The organism is Mesorhizobium sp. WSM4312 (assembly GCF_002294875.1).
Lineage (GTDB): Bacteria > Pseudomonadota > Alphaproteobacteria > Rhizobiales > Rhizobiaceae > Mesorhizobium.
This window is the reverse complement of record NZ_NSFU01000007.1, coordinates 188,947-206,574: the sequence shown is the minus strand read 5'-3', so window position 1 is coordinate 206,574 and position 17,628 is coordinate 188,947. Positions and strand designations below refer to the sequence as shown.

Sequence of the window (17,628 nt, the reverse complement as noted above, 5' to 3'; positions counted from 1 at the left end):
GCCAAGGTGGCCGACGCTATCTTCCTGGCCCCGCGATTGCGGTCAGCAGATCGAGACGAGTGCAAGGCAGCCTTGGGCATGGAGCCCGAGGTTGTCCTGCCTCTTCTGGTCCAGCAGGGAAACTATGTCTGGGCTGGAGTTGAACCATCAGGTGAGGTCTTTGGCCTCTTCGGTGTCGACCCCAGCGGCCCCTACATGGGCATCGTCTGGATGGTCTCTTCGCCGGCCATCATGAACTACCGTCGAGAGCTTATCGGGCTGACCCCAAAGTGGCTGAAGAGGCTGCACAAGGTTCGCCCGCTGCTCGGCAATCACATCGACGCGCGCAACACCACGCACATCCGCTGGCTCAAGCGCATGGGCTTCTCGTTCCTGAGGACCCATGACGAGTTCGGCGTTGAGAAGCGTCCCTTCCACGAATTTGCAAGATTGAGGTCATAACGAATGTGCATTGGCGCAGTCGGTATGGCTGTTGCCCAGTTCGCTATGTCCGCTGCCAGCACCGCCGTTGGCTTCATGGGACAGCAGCAGCAGTACGAGGCGCAGCAGCAATACTACAAGAACAACCGTGACGCGGCGAACAAGGCTGCCGTCAACACCTACGCGACCAACCAGAACCGCGCGCTGCAAGAACGCAAGGCTGCCTCCCAGCAACAGCAGGACCTTAACACCGAGGCCTTGAAGGGTCGGGGAACCGCAGAAGTGGCAGCCGGCGAGGCTGGCGTGACAGGCCTTTCGGTCGACGCGCTGATCGCTGACTACTACGGGCAGCAGGGCCGCTACGAGCGCACCCTCGACAACAACTACCAGATGAACGCGGACTATCTCCGAGGCGAGATGGACAGCACCCAGGCGCAGGCCGAGGGCCGCATCAACTCGGTCCAGCAGGGCCAGAAGCCATCCTTCGCAGACGCCGCTATCCGCATCCTTGGAGGTGGTCTCGACGCATACGGAGGCTACCAACGAGCTAAGGCAGCAGGGACCGCTTAATGGCACAGCAAGGAAGAGTTCAAGTACCAGGCCTACAGGCTGACATTCAGCTTCGCCCAGCGCCGATGCAGTCCGACACCTACGCTCCCCCGCCGCAGCCGGCCAAGAACGAGAACCTGTTCCGTCTGGCTGATGCTCTGGGGGCCTTCTCGGGAACCATCGGGAACCTTGTGGGCGTCGTCGGGAAGAGCAGCAAGGAAGACCGAGCGCGGGAAGATGCCGCGTTCCAGATGCACATCGCCGGCCAGACCCTCGCGCAGACCCGCAAGGACATCGCTGACGGCAAGATGATGGTCACCGACGACAAGATCAGCAATGCTGCCCGCCAGTCGATCTACGGCGGCAAGTGGGCTGAAGGCCTCGCGGCTGACACCGACGCCGAACTTCAGACCTCCTTCGATTGGGACAACGGCAACCCCGAAGAGTTCCTGGCGAAGAAGTTCCAAGAGAACATCGAGAAGAGCGGCCTGACCGACCCGAACGCCCTCGCGGCTGCCGGCAAGGCTTGGGATGGCTACAAGACCGCGGTCTTGGCCAAACAGCAGAAATACAAGGTCGACCGGGTCAACCAGTCCAACACGGACAGCGCGTTCACCTACGTCAACGACAATGCCACCAAGCTGATTGCGGCTGGCGTTGAGCCGGGCAAGGTCGCGGCGCTCCTCACGAACGAACGCAAGACGCTCGGTGTCAAGGGCTCCCTCGGGGTCAACGACGAGACGCTGGATCAGGAGTATCTGAACACGGCTGCCCGGCTGGCCTCAACGAGCCCTGAGTATGCCGTTGCGCTGCTCGATCAGGAGTACGACGGACGCTCTGGAAAGACGTCCCTGTCCGCTCAGCGGCCCTATGCCGACCGTGTCCTCCAGATCAAGGCTGAGGCTGCCAAGGCCATTGGGCTTCGCCAGGACAAGGCACAGCAGGATGAGATCGACCATCAGGCCGACACCCTTCTGAGCGATGGCAAGCTCGACCGCGTCACCGACGTGACATGGTACGATCACAACCACGAGCAGAAGACCAAGCCCGCCGAGACCATCAAGAAGGAAGCGATGAACCGCTACCTCGACAGGTCCCAGCAGATCGCCTCGGTCAACAAAGAGACGCCCGACCAGACCATGGCTCGAGAGCTTCGCGTGTCGCAGCAGTCGGGCCTCGACCATCCTGGCCTCAAGGCTATTGTGACCGGCATCGCCCAGGCAGCCTCGATAGACATGAGCCAGAACCCAGACGCCATGTCGAGGGTGATGGACAAGGTCAAGATGGCAAGGTGGCTGATGAACACCTCGAAGAACACCTACATGGCCTACCTTAGCGAACCTGACCGTGACTTCATGGAAAGCTTCATGATCGCCAAGGACGAGCTGCCCGGTAAAGATGGCCGGCAGATGTCCGATGCGGGTGCCCTGGAGTTCGCCACGAGGACGTCTCAGCCTGTACAGGTGGACGGCCTGAACTTCACCAAGGCCCAGAACGACGCCATCGACCAGTCGGTCAAGAGCATCGGCACCAAGGACGGGTTCCTTGGCTTCTTCACGACCCTCACGCCGACCAACTCTGCGGCTGCCCAGCAGCGCGTAGCCTCCATCGCCAAGCGCCTCGTGCGTGGTGGCCTGGATCAGGACAAGGCCATTGAGGTCGCTGCCGACAGCGTCAAGCGCAACTCGATCACCTACAACGGAACCCTCCTGTCGCTCGGCAAGGTCGCCCTGCCCGACAACTACAAGGAGGCCCTTGACGGGATCATCGGGGACTTCGCCACGGAGAACCCAGGTGTGCTGAAGGATCACGACATCGGGGCTGGAGACATCTCCATCATCCCGGCGCAGGACATCAACAAGTCGGGCGGGCGCTTCATGCTTACCGACAAGAACACTGGCGTCCCGCTCATGGATGACAAGTCGGGGGAACCCTACTACGTCACCATCGGCACCATCCGGTCCCGTGGCAATTCCATGAAGGCTACGACCGACGCCAAGGCAGCGCAGGACATCTCGATCCGGGGTGTCGCAAAGACGCGCGGCCTCGTCCCGGTTCAGTCCGAAGACGGCAACGGTACGGTCTGGGTCGATCCCAAGACGCGCGAACACTTCGACATCACGCTTCCGACACCGGGCGGCAAGCCCCAGGTCAAGAAGCTCGGTCGCCGCGCTCCGGTCGACAGGACCAAGCCACTCTACGACGACAACGGCTTCATGCCGCCGCTGAGCCCTCGCGCCAGCAACTAACCCTCAGGCCCTCGGAACACCACCGGGGGCCTTTCCCTTTCATCAACACAGGACGCTCCCTGAATGCAGGTCACAGCAGAACAAGTCATCGCGGGCCTAACACGGCGCGGGGTGCCAGCGCACGTCGCCCAAGGCGTTGCGATGAACTTCAAGGACGAGAGCAGCTTCAACACTGACATCGTCGGTGACAACGGCAACGCCATCGGCCTCGCCCAGTGGAACGGGCAGCGCAAGGCCAACCTCGAAGCCTTCGCCCGCGACAACGGCAAGTCGGCCACGGACTTCAACACCCAGCTCGACTTCTTCATGAAGGAGAACACCAGCTCCGAAGCAGGCGCTTGGAACGAAGTCCTGAAGGCTGGATCAGCCGGTGACGCCGCAGCTCGCTTTGTCGAGTTCTGGGAGCGCCCGAGGGCCGACCATCTGGCTCGCCGCAAGGCTGCCTACGGTGGTGGCTCTGCCGACGTCCCCGCAATCGGGAATGGCTCGGCTGACATCTCGGTCCCCTCTGTTGAGCTGTCGCATTGGCAGACGAACACCCCTCGCGCGCCTGAGGTTGAAACCGCAGAGCCGGGCTTCTGGCAACTCCAGAAGGACGCCTACAACCGGGAGCAAACGCTGCCCTGGCTGGCTGTCCAGAACAAGCAGATCGACCCTGACCCGAACTGGTCTCTCGATCCGAAGCGCATTGGTCCTGACCTTGAAGCTCGCGGCATCCCCGTGTCCGAGGCCGAGACCTACTCCCACCGACTGTCGAGCGTCTCTGAGGCCGACTATCAGGACAACCTGGGCCGCGTGAAGGACGACTGGGATCGTGGCGTCAGGCTCTCCAACGCCGGCTTCACAGGCTCTGCCCTGAGCATCGCCAACAACATCCTCGACCCGGTGGCCCTAGGTGCCGACATCATGGCATCCACGGTCGCCCCTGAGATGGTCGTGGGCAATCGCGCTAGGCGTCTCGGCAGGGTCCTTGAAGGGGCCATGGCTGGCGCGGCTGGCGGCGCATCCTCGGTGGCCGTGAGTGCTGCCGTGAACCCGCACACCGACCAGAGCGATCTCCTCGCTGCGACCGTCTTCGGCTTCGGCATGGGCGGCGCTGTGGGTCACCTCTTCGGTCGCCCTGAGACCACCATGGAGGCTCTCTCCCTGGCCAAGGCTTCGCGCAACGCGGCTGAGGCTCACGAGGGCATCACCCTGCCGGGTTCCGTTGGTGCCGCTAAGGCTTCCCCGGCCCAGCCATTCCTCAACGAGGACGGCCTCGGGCTGCTCCAAGACAAGGACTTTGAGAAGACCTTCGGTGGTCGCTTCCGCGTGGACCTCTCGGCCCGTATGCAGGAAGACGCCAACCCGCTGGTCAAGGCTGCAGCCGGCCTCGTGCAGGACGGCACCGGCAAGGCCAACGGAGCGATCAACGCCATCTCGGCAAGCGAGGATATGACCCGCCTGTTCGAGGAGAAGATGATCTACCATCAACAGGTCTACACGACCCAGCTCCGCGACTTCGCCTCGCGCGCAGCCAAGGGGACGGGTAAGGACCAGATCGAGCGGGACTTCAACCGCAAGATCGACGCCTTCATCCGCGACCGGGCGTCGGGACGGACTGAGCGTTACGACCCCGCTGTCGTCAAGGCAGCCAACAAGCAGACCGAGCTGTACGCCGACGCGCTGGAGCTGATGAAGAACCCGTACATGCGCGAAGGCATTGCCGACGCTCGCCCGGTTCTCAACGCCGATGCGGTCAAGGCTGACAAGCACTTCGCCCCGCGCTTCTGGGACAGCCCCAAGCTTATCGAGGCCCGCAAGATGTTTGGCCCCGACGCGATCTCCAACCTCGTTGGTCGCGCCATGAAGTCCGCCAACACGGCTCTCGACGACACCCTGATCGAGCGCACCTCCAAGGCGTTCACCAATGCCATCCTCGACCGGGCTCATGGCCTGGACGACGTGACCCACTTCAACCTCAGCCAGGGCAACCTCGACGCCCTTCTGGAGATGCTTGAGGGCCACTACGGGCTGGTCAAGGAAGACACTGACGCTCTCCGCTGGCAGTTCGCCGGCAAGAGCCTGAAGGGCACCGACAAGGGCGCTGACGGGCACCTGAAGACGCGCCTGCTGCTGGACGAGCAGATGTCCCACACGATGAAGAACCAGCTCACCGGTACGATGGAGGAGCTGAAGCTTTCGGACCTATTCTCGACGGACGCCCGCGCCAACTTTACGCGCTACATGCGCAGCACCATGGGCCGAGTCTCTCTGGCCCGCTACCGCTACATCGACCCGGTGACCAAGGAGGTGCTGATCAACGGCATCACCAGCGACGGTGACTGGAACAAATACATGAAGCTGGTCGCGCTGAAGAACGCCGACCTCATCTCCGCAGGCAAGATTACCAAGGCCGAAGCAGCCACCAGCGTCAAGCGCATGGAGTTCGCCTACGCCTCGATCCTGGGCCGCCCAACCAACACCATGGATGCGACCAACGCCGGCTGGACCCTCAGGATGATCCGCAAGTTCAACTTCGCGCGCATCATGAACCAAGTCGGGTTCGCCCAGCTCTCCGAGATCGGGATGCCTATAGCGTCCCTCGGGTGGAAGGCCTCGTTGTCCCAAGCGCCGGCCCTGCGCCGCGTCCTGACGGATGATGGAGCTTCGATCCTGAAGTCCGGTTTGGCTGACGATCTGGAGGCGATCATGGGTGTGGGTGCTGACCGGCTCCTGCACAGCTCGAACTACAACCTCGAAGACCTGACCCACATCTACGACGAGCCGACCAAGACGTGGAAGGACGTTGTCGAACGTGGTCTGAACAAGGCCAACAAGTTCACCTCAGAAGTCTCGGGCCTCACCCAGGCGAACGTCATGCTGGAACGCTGGACCGCTGCGGCGATCATCCAGAGGTTCTCCGACATGGCGCACGGCGGCAAGGCATTCTCAGCCAAGCGGCTGGCCGACCTGGGCCTGACCAAGGACATGAACGACCGCGTCATGGCGATGTTCAAGACCGACGGAAACTTCGAGCATGAGACCGGCTTCATCACGGGCCGGAAGGTCACCCGCGCACACTTCGACAAGTGGGCCGATAAGGAGGCCCGCGAGGCTTTCATCCAGGCAGCCCACAGGCTTTCCCGTCAGGTGATCCAGAAGAACGACATCGGGAACATGGCGATGTGGATGTCTCATCCGCTTGCCAAAATCTTCATGCAGTTCCGCACGTTCATGGTCGGGGCCTACGCCAAGCAGACCCTGAAGGCGCTCAACATGCGCGATCCCATGGCGTTCCATCAGCTCATGATGACATCGGGCTTGGCCACGGCCTCCTACGTCGCCCAGATGAAGCTCCAGGCTATGGGCCGCGCCGACAAGGACAAGTTCCTCGAAGAGCGGCTGAGTGCCAAGAACCTGATGGCTGCCGGCTTCGCGCGGGCGGGCATGTCCTCGATCATTCCGATGCTCGTCGACAGTGGGCTCTACGCCTCCGGCAACAACGCGCTGTTCTCCTACACCCGCACGACGGGACAGGCGAGCAACATGGTCTTCGGCAACCCGACGTTTGGCGGTTTCGACGACTTCACGCAGGCAACTCGTGGTGTCGCCGGCCTGTTCCGCGAGGGTGACTGGTCGCAGGATGAGGCTCGGACACTGACCCGTATCCTTCCCTTCGGCAACGCTCTGCCGATTACGATGGGGCTCAACGCGGCGATCTCTGATCTGCCCAAGCATCCGCCCCGCCAGTAACCACAAACGTCACCTCAACGAGGCCCTCGGCTAACCACCGGGGGCCTTTCTCATTTCTCCACAAAGGGAACAAATGGCATCTCCTCTCAAGTCCATGGTCTTCTACGATGCCGATGGCGTCACGAAGGATTGGACTTTCGACTTCCCCTATCTCGACCGCGATCACATCAAGGTCTACGTCAATGGTGTCCCCTACGGCGATTTCGTGTGGATGGGCGTCTACTCCATCCGCTTCAACACTGCCATCGCGTCCGGCAAAATCAAGATTGCGCGCGAGACGCCCGCTGCGTCCCCCATCGTGACCATTGCAGACGGTTCCTCGCTTCGAGCGGTCGACCTCAATCGGGCACAGCTCCAGTCGCTCTACGTTGCCCAAGAGGCCGAGGACGTCGCGGTCCACATTGCCACCGGCGTCATCATCGCTCCCGAGAGTGATGCAGGCCGCGTCAACCTCGTGATCCCGTCGATTGAAGATCGGCGAAACAAGATCATGGGCTTCGATAGCGATGGTGCCTTCATGATCTACACCGAGGACAACATGCCGTCCGGCCCGCGCGGCCCTGAGGGCAACAAGGGTCCTACCGGTGACCAAGGTCCGATCGGCATCCAGGGTCCGCAAGGTCCTACTGGCGCGGTCGGCCCGAGGGGTCCTGAAGGTCCGCAGGGTCCGCAGGGTATCGTAGGTCCGCAGGGCCTCCAGGGTATCATTGGCCCGTCGTTCAACCCGAATGCTTTCGGAACTGGCAGCGACCGCGCCTCCTATGATGGCAGCCCCAAGGGCTTCGCCTACCTGTCCCTCAACGAGGGCCTGATGTACTGGAAGCTCTCGAACACGAGTGGCGACTGGTCCTCGGGCGTTGCCTTCGGTCAGGGTGCGCAGGGCGTCCAGGGTCCTCAGGGCGTGACTGGTGCGGTTGGCCCTATTGGCCCCGCAGGCCCGACTGGTCCGACTGGTCCGCAAGGCGTTCAGGGTGTCGTTGGCCCTACCGGCCCAGCCGGCGCTACTGGACCCGCAGGCACCTACGGGATGCTCTGGAAGGGCACCTACGTCGGCACGGCGAGCTACGACCCCAAAGACGTCGTCTACTGGGTTGGCGAGAGCTACATCCGCGTCAACACCGGGCCGACCGTCAACGTCCAACCGGACAACAGTACGTATTGGCAGAAGGTCGTATCGAAGGGTACGACCGGTGCAACTGGCGCTTCCGGTCCCGCTGGTCCCTCGGGTCCGCAGGGCAACGCCGGTCCCGCTGGTCCCCAGGGTCCTGCCGGCCCCACTGGACCGACTGGTCCTGCCGGCGCTCGCGGTCCTCAGGGTGACACTGGTCCCCAGGGTCCTGCAGGCGGCTCGAACGTCTACACCGGCACGTCCGACACCGAGACCGTGTACCCGATTGGTCACACGATGATTGTCGGCGGCACACCCGGCTTCGCTGGTACCCTCAACGCAACAGTTATCCTGAGCGGTAAATCGGGGACTTGGAGGAACCGGGGTTACTTCGTGGCGGCTCAACAAACCACCAGCAGCGGCGGTGGGTCGAGTGGTGGAACGACTACGTCAATTTCCAACGCCTACTACTGCCTAGTTCAAAGGGTCGCATAACATGACAGGTACTATCGACGTCGGTGCATCCGACCTCGGTAGGGAAACGCAGGGGGCTGGCTTTGACGGGCCAGCTCTCGTCTCCCCCACCCGCAATGGCCTCATGTCTGCAGCCGACAAGGTCAAGCTCAATGGCATTGAAGCGGGCGCTACAGGGGACCAAACCCCTACCGAAATACTCACTGCAATCAAGACCGTGGACGGGGCCGGAAGTGGGCTCGACGCAGACACCCTGGACGGACACGACACCAGCTATTTCCTGCCCGCCTCAAGCTACACCGCTGCGGATGTGCTGACCAAGATCAAGACGGTTGACGGCATCGGCTCTGGCCTCGACGCTGATCTTCTGGACGGTCTCGACAGCACCGCATTCGTTAAGGCAGACGGCTCGGTCGCAATGACCGGAACATTCACCGTGCAGGGCACTGCCCCGATGATCAAGTTCAACGACACGGATGCCGGGGCGCATGACTACTGGGTCCACGCCAACAGCAACCAGTTCTACGTTTTGGTCGACCGCAACGACGACGGTGGTTGGGATGTCCCACACGCTCTCCAGCTCGATAGCGTGAACAACATCGGCTATTGCTTCGGCGGTAAGATTTGGACGGCAAGCAACGACGGAGCTGGAAGCGGCCTCGACGCAGACCTGCTCGATGGGTTGAACTCCGAGGCCAGCGCCGGCACCGCAAACACGATTGCAGCGCGCAATCCTTCCGGCGATATCTTCGCGCGTCTCTTCCGCTCGGAATATACGGTGGCCAACACCACAATCGCCTATCTTAGCGGGCAGAACGCCATCGGCGCGGGGGCCACCGACAACTACATCCGTCCGATTGCCATCGGCTCAGTTGCGGCCCAACTGGCTGCCTCTGGGGCCATCTACGACAGGATCGAACTCAGGGGCTCACAGTGGGGTCAGTACTGGGTCACCAACGGGACCGCAGACGCGATTGCCGGGATGGCTGTCGGAGCTGTCGGAACCTATGCCCTCTTGAAGAGGGTACCTCTCGTCACCTCGAACCCTGGCGATACCACCGCAGGGTCTAACCTTCAGTACGCGAATGCCGGCACCGTGGGTGCAAGCACCAGCCCGGCTGGCACTTGGCGCTGCATGGGTAGGAACGGCACGGGCAATGACGACAACGCCGTTACAATCTGGCTGAGGATTTCTTAATGGACTACCGCAATGCCACCTTCAATGCGGCTGGCACAATCGACTGTGAGGTCGACCACCGGGTCTACGGCTGGATACCCTTCACGGCATCTCCAGACGACACTGAGGAGTACGGCAGGGACATCTTTGCCGCAGCCTCGGCTGACGCAACTCCATACGTCCCACCACCGCCACCGTCGACTGAAGAGGTCAGGGCCTCGATGCCCCCGCTATCCCCACGACAGCTCCGTCTGGCGCTGCTCTCCATCGGCCTCCACGAGGCTGACGTCGACATGAAGCTGGTCAACGATCCGGCTGGCATGGTCGAGTGGAAATACGCCACCTACTTCAAGCGATCGCATCCGCTTGTCGAGGGCCTCGGTGCCCTCTTCTTCATCACCGCAGATCAGATCGACAGCCTCTGGCTATGGGCGGCTGAGCTGTGATCCTCAACCTAATCTCAGGAACAACCACCGTGGAAAGCACCACCGCTGCGGTCGCCGTCTCCGCAGTCGCAAGCCCTGTGTGGCTCCCCTGGCTCCACGCAGCTTCTGACGGCGCTGCACTCATCGCACCCATCCTCGGCACCATCTGGCTGGTCGTTCAGATCGGCAGCAAGGTCCGTGAAATGGCCCGAAAGGACAAAGAATGAAGACCGACACCAACGCCCTCGGGGCGCTCTTCGACACCTTCGCTAACCAGCTCAAGACCATCCTGACGGAAGGCCGCACGGTCGTCGACAAGGAGACCGGAGATGCCGTCAAGGTGACGCCCGATGCGGCGTCCCTGAACGTCATCCTGAACTTCCTAAAGCACACCGGCACGACCGTCGCTCCCGGCACCCACAAGGTGGTCAACGACATCGTCGCCAATCTGCCGTTTGACGGCTCCGAACATCAGGAACGGTTCAACTAATGAACATCACCGCCCAGAACACCTTCACCACGCCGGTCCTCGTCCAGGCTGGCAACTCCTTCGACATCTCCATCAGCGGCACCTTCGTGGCGTCGGTGGTCCTGCAGCGTTCCAAGGATCAGGTCACATGGATGGACGTCGAGACGAACACCGCGCCGGTCGAGAAGACGGGCTCCGCAGGCTCGGCCTGGTACTTCCGCCTCGGCATCAAGACTGGGGGTTACACCTCGGGCACCGTGGCCGCTGACATCTTCGACTAATGGCGCATATCAAGGCTGTTGCGGGGGTCGCTGTGAGAAGCGTCCTCCGTAACGTCCTACTCTCGACCACGTCATCCACCCCGCTGGCCTCGCTCTACATGGGGCAAGTCGCCACGCGGTGCCGCATTCCGACAAACAGCTCGACCACCAACAAGCAGGCCAACAGCCGCACCTACCACATTGCTCGGGACGACATTACGTCGCTCAAGATCGAGCTGCCGGCGTGGTACTGGTATCGCACCTCGACCAAGCTTGAGACCAACGTCACCGGGTCGATCACCTACACGGCCTCCATCGAATACCCTGCTGGCACGTTCACCCAGGTCAAGTTCGGTGGCGCTAACTCAGGCATTGCCACCGGCTCGGCTGCCCCTGCCGGCACACCTCTCCTGTCCGATTGGGTCAACGTCAACATCCCCAATGGGGCCGGCTTCTGGGTCCGCACCTTCGCTAACGCCACCCATGCCATCGTGTTCGCGGACGCCTCCGCTGGGACCAACTTCTGGACCTGTGACTTCGCCAACGGCGAGGCCTACGAGTACGCCGCCTCCGGTGTCACCGACAAGACGATGGGGGGCACCCTGGTCCCGAACAAGACCACCAACGATGCCGCCATCTTCCACCCAACGGCCATCGTCGGGATGACCCGCAAGGCCTCTGTCCTGCTCATTGGCGACAGCCGCGTGGCGGGCTTCGGCGACTTCTTCAACGCCGCTGGCGACACTGGTGAGCTGGCACGGTCGATTGGCCCTTCCCTGGCCTACATCAACGCCGGTTCGGCTGGTGACACCCTGTCGGAGTTCATCGCCTCCAGCACCCAGAGGAAGGCTCTCCAGCAGTACTGCTCGCACGTAGTGGTTCAGACCGCGATCAACGCGCTGCGCTCTGGCACCGGACAGAACAAGACCGCCGCCACCGTCCTGGCTGAGCAGCAGACGATCCTCGGCTACTTCGCCGGCAAGGGTCGGTTCACCACGACGACCGAGCCCTGCACGACCTCCAACGATAGCTGGGCATCCCCGACTGGGCAGACGCTCAACACGAACGTTGCTCAGATCACCGCGTACAACGACGCCATCCGCGCCGGGGTCGCCGGGTCCCTGGGCTACTTCGAGATCGCTGACGTGTCCGAGACGGCCCGCAACAGCGGCAAGTGGAAGTCCGATGGCACGGCCAGCAAGTGGACCGCTGACGGCCTCCACGCATCCCCATTCGGTTACGCCTCGATCCAGTCGAGCGGAGCCGTCGATCCTTCCCGCTTCACGCGGTAGGCAGCCCTCAGGAGAGGCTTCAGGTCCATTCCGGCCCACTGATGCCCCAAGCTCATAGAGCCTCTCCTGACCCCCTCCCCGCCCTGCACAACTAGGAGCAAATGACCAAGCAGACGCTATCCGCCTCGACCTCGCTGTCGTCGCAGAAGGACCCTCTACTCGACTTCAGAAACTTCCTCTACGTCGTGTGGAAACATCTCAATCTGCCGGACCCGACAAGGGTTCAGTACGATATCGCCTCTTTCCTGCAGCATGGCCCGAAGCGCCTCATCATTGAAGCCTTCCGTGGCGTCGGCAAGTCCTGGGTCACCTCGGCCTTCGTCTGCTGGCTGCTCTATTGCGATCCCCAAACCAAGGTCCTCGTCATCTCGGCCTCGAAGCAGCGCTCCGATGACTTCTCGACCTTCACCATGCGCCTCATCTTCGAGATGGAGCTTCTGGCTCACCTGAGGCCCGGCCCCGATCAGCGCCAGTCCAAGGTCGCCTTCGACGTCGGCCCGGCCCGTGCATCGCACAGCCCCTCGGTCAAGTCCCTGGGCATCACCTCGCAGATCGCCGGTTCACGCGCCAACGTGATCATCGCGGACGACATTGAGGTCCCGAACAATTCCGACACCCACCTGAAGCGCGAGAAGCTGTCCGAACAGATCAAAGAGTTCGACGCCGTGCTGTCGCCGGGTGGCCGCATCATCTACCTTGGCACCCCGCAGACCGAGCAGTCGATCTACAACCTCCTGCCCGACCGTGGCTACGTCTGCCGCATCTGGCCGGCTCGCTTCCCCGACGAGGAGCGCCGCGCCAAGTACGGCTCCAAGCTGGCCCCGTTCATTGGCCGGCTGCTGGACGACACGCCCGACCTCGTTGGTGGCCCTACCGATCCCCAAAGGTTCACTGACGTGGACCTGAACGAGCGTGAGATGTCCTATGGGCGCTCAGGCTTCGCCCTTCAGTTCTACCTAGACACCAGCCTCTCTGACGAGGATCGCTTCCCGCTGAAGCTATCAGATCTGATTGTCATGGGGCTCAACCCTCGCAAGGCACCGAGAGAGGTCGTGTGGGGCTCCGGTCCCGATCAGGTCATCGAGAAGCTGCCAATGGTTGGCCTTCCAGGCGACCGGCTGTACCGCCCGATCTTCACCGACAAGGACTTCGTCGACTATGACGGCACCGCCATGTTCGTCGACCCCTCGGGCCGAGGCAAGGACGAGACCGCCTGGGCTGTGGTCAAGATGCTCAACGGCATCCTGTACCTCACCGCTGTTGGTGGCATCAGGGGCCACGGCTATGACGACGCTGCCCTGGACAAGATACTCGACTGCGCCAAGGAACAGGACGTCAACGTCATCAAGGTCGAGCCCAACTACGGCGACGGCATGTTCGCCCAGCTCCTCCGCTCCCGAGCCCAGCTCCGCTACCCGGTCCTGATCGAGGATGCTGAGTGGTCGAAGGCCCAGAAGGAGGCCCGCATCATCGACACCCTGGAGCCGATCATGAACCAGCACAGACTGGTGGTCGATCCCAAGGTCATCGAATGGGACTACGACAGCACGGCTGCTCTGCCAACCGACGAGGTCAACAAATACCGGCTGTTCTACCAGATGACCCGGATCACCAAGAACCGGGGAGCCCTGGCTCATGACGACAGGCTTGATGCTGTTGCTGGCTGTGTCGCCTACTGGCTGGAATGGATGGCTAGGAACACGACTGTGGCTGTCGAGACCCGCAAGCAGGAGCTGCTCGACCTCGAACTGGCTAAGTTCATGGAGACAGCCCTCGGTGGCTCCCTTCGGTCGCCCCCTCGGTTCGCCCTCTAGTCCACCTTCAGGACACCCTTCAATTCCATACCACCCCCACTAGCACTACCCCGATGGTTCCCCTTAGGGTTACCCTTAAGTGGCACCTGATTGGAGCCCTTAGGTTGACCCCTAGGTGGGACCTGATAGCCACCCGAAGCTGCCCTGGAGTTCTCCCCAAGGTGGCCTAGGGTGGCTTAGGGGACATAGGGACACAGGAGTCAGTCGAGGTCAGGCAAGAGGACCCCCTCCTCCTTGGCAGCCAGCCTGAAGAGCCTTCGGACCTCCTGGGCGGAAGCCTTATGCTCCCCGAAGGCGACAATGCTCTCGACCGCCTGTCGCCACTTCGGTCCCCTCTTGGTGAACTTCAACAGCACCTCGCCGGCTGCCTCTACGTTCGAGACGTTGTGCCGACCGTTGGGTGCCCTGATGGGGACGACGGGTGAGAACCAATGGAGGGGGATGGTGGCTTCCTTTTGGTGGCAAGTTCATGTGCGACCTCGGCCCTGTCAAGGGTCTCCAATTGCGCCACCCAGGGTTCAGGCAGAGTCAACTCCACACGCAGACCCAGGACCGTCGGGATTTGCTTCCGAAAGTCCTTCGACCGGATGAGCAGCAACCATGCTCGATGCTCGAATGAAACCATAAAGCCTAACTTAAGTTGGGCCTGAGGGTTCCACTTTACTCGTGAAGGTCGAAGACCAGGAACACCTGATCGCTCGCTGCAATACTGATCATCAACTCAATCAGCTCACAGTCGGTCTCGGTTAGATAAGGGCCTTCCCTACGAACTGCTTCGAGGGTCGCCTTAACGGAGACCACACTGCCCACGGGGGCGTCTTTCAAAACTGCGCGGATGATGTCCCCAGCGGCGTGTAACGGTAGACGGGATGTCTCTGCATCCATGATCGCCTCCTACCCCTAGACCTTGATCGTGCGCTACTTTTTAAAAAAATCAAGAGCTGGAATCGTACAAAGGGGGCCGGAATGTTTGGTGCAAATTTCTGAGCGGGTGATCGGATAACTGGTACGCGCGCCGGCCCCCCGTACGCCCTCGTCCAGCCACGCATTTATCCGTGCCCGCGTGGGACGTGATGCGGGCGTGATGCGGGCGTTCTCCCACACAAATTCCCACACATGAGGCGCAACGCCATGCAATCCAAGGCCTTGCAAGGGATGAGGGAACCCTTAGGGCACCATGAGGCGCACCCATCGGGCACCATGAGGCGGCACATAGGGGCTGTGGAATGCCCGTTCTAGGCATGGAATGTTCATTCCCTTGTCTGCCAATCGGTGTATTTGCCTTGTGTCGCACCATGAGCCCGCGCTAGGTCGACCCTAAGTCCATCGGAAGGGTTGACGAATGGGTTTCGATTGGGTGGCGCTTTGGGTGGCGGCATTGGGTGGCGCTTTGGCTTGCGCTGGCGTGGCGCGTTGGCGCGTCGGCGATAAGGTCGGCGCAACATGCTGCGCTTTCATGGTCGTTAGCGTGGTCGCGTTGCTCATCAGAAGCCCGAACTAATCCCACAAGTGCAACGTTTAGGGCATTCCGCGGTCTTTTGCTGAATTTTGTTTCGTTTTGATTTCAAGGGCTTAGGCCATAATCGAGCCCTATCTGTCGTTTTTTTCAATCATCCCACTTGCGCAATCATCCCGCTTCGGTCTATCTATTGGTCATCGAACGAAGCGGTTCGGGGCGGCGAGGTTCTCGGGTTCCACTAGACCAGCTTCATCGGTACGGAATTAGGGCACACCAAGGGGTGCCAAACTAAAGACTGGCTGACTATCGCCTCTCTGTTCTTTGAAGCCGCAAACACGGGCAAAGCCGCCCTAGGCACTGAATATCGTAATCTCTACCATCCACTGGCGCGAAAGTTGCGGCAAAGGGACGGATCAAGCGGGATTAGAGCGGACCCTATCGGTCACACAACGGCAAGCCTTGGCGGCACCGGAAGTGACACGGGAAAGTGACAATCTGCGGTGCCCGGTTCCTAGCCTTAAGACTGTGCCAAAGAGGCAAGGCGAAAGCCTTCCCTACAATCTGCCTATGCGGTGCCCAAGGGTGCCGCCAAGGCATTCCAGAGTGTCGGACAACCGGCCTTCTGGCATGTCTTGAAAGGGTTTCAACATGACAACAATCCACACCACGTTCTGGCAAGAGCGGCGGCAAGCGGTGCGCAATGCGTCCATCAAGTGGACAGTGCGCGATAGCAACCGCCAGCGCAGCTACAACAGCGAGGCAAAGCACCTTCATCCTAAGGCCGGTCGGTTCGCTGACAGGCAAGCGGCCAAAGGCTTCGCCAGACTGTGCGCAAAGATCGCCATTCGCCACATGGTCGCAACCGGCGTGATTGCCGATTATGACAAGGTGACGCAAGAGGCGGTGCGGGCTTCATTCAAGGCCGCGCTGACTAAGGAAGACCGCGCCGTATGCGACGGTTGCTCGGGTGGCGTCTACTTCGCCCGATGGGGCTGGGCGGACACAACCATCGCCCATGAGGTGGCGCATTGGGCTGACCAATGGGCGCACAAGCTGGGCGGTCGAGCAACCCTGTCCAGCTATGAGCCGCACGGCGCTAAGTGGCGCGGCTGGTACACCTTCATTCTTGCCGCCGCGTCGGATCGCTTCACAGTCGAGGGGATCAAACGGGGCTGGGCGGCGGATCGCCTGCCAATTCTCATGCCATAGCTTTGCCCATTCCACTGCACTGTCGGGACGTTCTCGCCAGTGTAGAGGTATGCGCAACGTCAACCACAACGTGAGGTTCTCACATGGCTAAGCTGTTCAAGTCCAAGACCATCCGCTCGGGTGGCAACGCGAAGACCATCAAAGGCGACAAGATGGGCGAGTATGAAACCGCCATCATGTACCTTGCGCCGGCTGCCCAGTCGCTGCTCGGCAACGTCTGCCCAATGGCTGTCACTGCAGGGTGTGAAATGGGCTGCCTGTCAAAGGCTGGCCGCGCTGGCATGTTCTCGTCGATTGTCGAGGCGCGGATTGCCAAGACCCAACGGTATTTCAGGGACCGGGCGCAGTTCATGGCCGATCTGGTCAAGGACGTCGCCGCCTTCGTTCGCTACTGCGAGCGCAAGGGCATCAAGCCAGCGGTTCGCCTCAACGGCACGTCTGACATTCAGTGGGAAGTGGCGCACCCTTGCTACCGCGACGGCGAGCGCTTCGGGTCCATCTTCGAGGCGTTCCCTGAGGTGCAATTCTACGACTACACCAAGATTTACAAGCGGGTCAGCCGCAAGCTGCCGGCCAACTACACCTTGACCCTGTCCTATAGCGAGGCGAACCGCGCCTATGCTGACGAGATCAAGAAGGCCGCCACATGGTCCCGCGTCAACGTGGCCGTGGTCTTCCGGTCTAAGGCTGTCCGCGACAGCTACATGGCGACCACGTTCGAGGGTGTCGAGGTGTTGGACGGCGACGAAACCGACATGCGCTTCCTAGATCCTAAGGGGCACACTCACGTCATCGGCCTGTACGCCAAAGGGCCGGCCAAGAAGGACACTTCTGGCTTCGTTATCGACTAACCATTCCACTGTCGCAACCGTTCCCTGAGCGCATCGGTCGAGTGTCCTCCAGCACTGGCCGGTGTCGCTCGGGCAAGAGGATCACCATGCCGCAACCTGAAACCCTGCTCGCCGTTGTCCTGTGGTCGGGCCTGATC

15 protein-coding genes are annotated in these 17,628 nt (G+C 61.5%); 14 read left to right on the top strand and 1 reads right to left on the bottom strand.

Features of this window, described 5'->3' with window-relative positions; genetic code table 11:
• Positions 1–78 precede the first annotated feature (78 nt).
• The 12 genes from CK228_RS13625 to terL all read left to right on the top strand — a co-directional run bounded on the left by CK228_RS13625 (position 79) and on the right by terL (position 13,972).
• A complete protein-coding gene (locus tag CK228_RS13625; RefSeq protein ID WP_143750583.1) occupies positions 79–441 on the top strand; it encodes a hypothetical protein in 363 nt (120 codons plus the stop codon).
• 24 nt (positions 442–465) lie between these two features.
• On the top strand, positions 466–990 hold the full coding sequence (locus CK228_RS13620) for a hypothetical protein (protein WP_143750582.1): 525 nt from the start codon (positions 466–468) through the stop codon (positions 988–990).
• Between the two features lie 65 nt (positions 991–1,055).
• Complete coding sequence (locus CK228_RS13615) at positions 1,056–3,218, top strand: hypothetical protein (RefSeq protein WP_095788171.1); 2,163 nt, start codon at positions 1,056–1,058, stop codon at positions 3,216–3,218.
• 63 nt (positions 3,219–3,281) lie between these two features.
• Positions 3,282–6,953, top strand: a complete 3,672-nt coding sequence (locus CK228_RS13610) for a phage tail tip lysozyme (RefSeq protein ID WP_179295901.1) — start codon at positions 3,282–3,284, stop codon at positions 6,951–6,953.
• Between the two features lie 73 nt (positions 6,954–7,026).
• Entirely contained in the window at positions 7,027–8,556 is a 1,530-nt protein-coding gene (locus CK228_RS36305; RefSeq protein WP_095788169.1) for a phage tail fiber protein, read from the top strand.
• Position 8,557: 1 nt separating this feature from the next.
• On the top strand, positions 8,558–9,733 hold the full coding sequence (locus tag CK228_RS13600) for a hypothetical protein (protein WP_095788168.1): 1,176 nt from the start codon (positions 8,558–8,560) through the stop codon (positions 9,731–9,733).
• Positions 9,733–10,158: a hypothetical protein gene (locus CK228_RS13595; protein WP_095788167.1), complete on the top strand. Its 426-nt coding sequence runs from the start codon at positions 9,733–9,735 to the stop codon at positions 10,156–10,158. Before CK228_RS13600 ends, CK228_RS13595 begins: the two co-directional genes overlap by 1 nt.
• 29 nt (positions 10,159–10,187) lie before the next feature.
• Complete coding sequence (locus CK228_RS35280; protein WP_179295900.1) at positions 10,188–10,364, top strand: hypothetical protein; 177 nt, start codon at positions 10,188–10,190, stop codon at positions 10,362–10,364.
• A complete protein-coding gene (locus CK228_RS13585; RefSeq protein WP_095788165.1) occupies positions 10,361–10,627 on the top strand; it encodes a hypothetical protein in 267 nt (88 codons plus the stop codon). Before CK228_RS35280 ends, CK228_RS13585 begins: the two co-directional genes overlap by 4 nt.
• Positions 10,627–10,887, top strand: coding sequence for a hypothetical protein (locus tag CK228_RS13580; RefSeq protein WP_095788164.1), 261 nt, complete (start codon positions 10,627–10,629; stop codon positions 10,885–10,887). The genes CK228_RS13585 and CK228_RS13580 overlap by 1 nt, the downstream gene beginning before the upstream one ends.
• Positions 10,887–12,158 carry an SGNH/GDSL hydrolase family protein gene (locus tag CK228_RS13575; RefSeq protein WP_095788163.1) on the top strand — a complete coding sequence of 424 codons (1,272 nt, stop codon included), beginning with the start codon at positions 10,887–10,889 and terminating at the stop codon, positions 12,156–12,158. Before CK228_RS13580 ends, CK228_RS13575 begins: the two co-directional genes overlap by 1 nt.
• Positions 12,159–12,259: 101 nt before the next feature.
• Entirely contained in the window at positions 12,260–13,972 is a 1,713-nt protein-coding gene (gene terL / locus CK228_RS13570) for a phage terminase large subunit (protein ID WP_095788162.1), read from the top strand.
• A gap of 660 nt (positions 13,973–14,632) precedes the next feature.
• On the opposite strand, the gene CK228_RS13560 is transcribed toward terL, so the two are convergent.
• Complete coding sequence (locus CK228_RS13560) at positions 14,633–14,857, bottom strand: hypothetical protein (protein WP_095788160.1); 225 nt, start codon at positions 14,855–14,857, stop codon at positions 14,633–14,635.
• Positions 14,858–16,079: 1,222 nt separating this feature from the next.
• Between CK228_RS13560 and CK228_RS13555 the strand changes: the two genes are divergently transcribed.
• Positions 16,080–16,640, top strand: coding sequence for a hypothetical protein (locus tag CK228_RS13555; protein WP_095788159.1), 561 nt, complete (start codon positions 16,080–16,082; stop codon positions 16,638–16,640).
• An 83-nt stretch (positions 16,641–16,723) separates the two neighbouring features.
• Positions 16,724–17,491 carry a hypothetical protein gene (locus tag CK228_RS13550; RefSeq protein ID WP_095788158.1) on the top strand — a complete coding sequence of 256 codons (768 nt, stop codon included), beginning with the start codon at positions 16,724–16,726 and terminating at the stop codon, positions 17,489–17,491.
• The last annotated feature ends 137 nt before the right edge of the window (positions 17,492–17,628 follow it).

Bases quoted from the DNA above. Each gene is read 5' to 3' on its own strand.
- CK228_RS36305 (WP_095788169.1), top strand. From the start codon at position 7,027: ATGGCATCTCCTCTCAAGTCCATGGTCTTCTACGATGCCGATGGCGTC.
- CK228_RS13615 (WP_095788171.1), top strand. From the start codon at position 1,056: ATGCAGTCCGACACCTACGCTCCCCCGCCGCAGCCGGCCAAGAACGAG.
- CK228_RS13575 (WP_095788163.1), top strand. From the start codon at position 10,887: ATGGCGCATATCAAGGCTGTTGCGGGGGTCGCTGTGAGAAGCGTCCTC.
- CK228_RS13560 (WP_095788160.1), bottom strand. From the start codon at position 14,857: ATGGATGCAGAGACATCCCGTCTACCGTTACACGCCGCTGGGGACATC.
- CK228_RS13555 (WP_095788159.1), top strand. From the start codon at position 16,080: ATGACAACAATCCACACCACGTTCTGGCAAGAGCGGCGGCAAGCGGTG.
- CK228_RS13585 (WP_095788165.1), top strand. From the start codon at position 10,361: ATGAAGACCGACACCAACGCCCTCGGGGCGCTCTTCGACACCTTCGCT.
- CK228_RS13580 (WP_095788164.1), top strand. From the start codon at position 10,627: ATGAACATCACCGCCCAGAACACCTTCACCACGCCGGTCCTCGTCCAG.
- CK228_RS13625 (WP_143750583.1), top strand. From the start codon at position 79: ATGGAGCCCGAGGTTGTCCTGCCTCTTCTGGTCCAGCAGGGAAACTAT.
- CK228_RS13600 (WP_095788168.1), top strand. From the start codon at position 8,558: ATGACAGGTACTATCGACGTCGGTGCATCCGACCTCGGTAGGGAAACG.
- CK228_RS13595 (WP_095788167.1), top strand. From the start codon at position 9,733: ATGGACTACCGCAATGCCACCTTCAATGCGGCTGGCACAATCGACTGT.
- CK228_RS13550 (WP_095788158.1), top strand. From the start codon at position 16,724: ATGGCTAAGCTGTTCAAGTCCAAGACCATCCGCTCGGGTGGCAACGCG.
- CK228_RS13610 (WP_179295901.1), top strand. From the start codon at position 3,282: ATGCAGGTCACAGCAGAACAAGTCATCGCGGGCCTAACACGGCGCGGG.
- CK228_RS13620 (WP_143750582.1), top strand. From the start codon at position 466: ATGGCTGTTGCCCAGTTCGCTATGTCCGCTGCCAGCACCGCCGTTGGC.
- terL (WP_095788162.1), top strand. From the start codon at position 12,260: ATGACCAAGCAGACGCTATCCGCCTCGACCTCGCTGTCGTCGCAGAAG.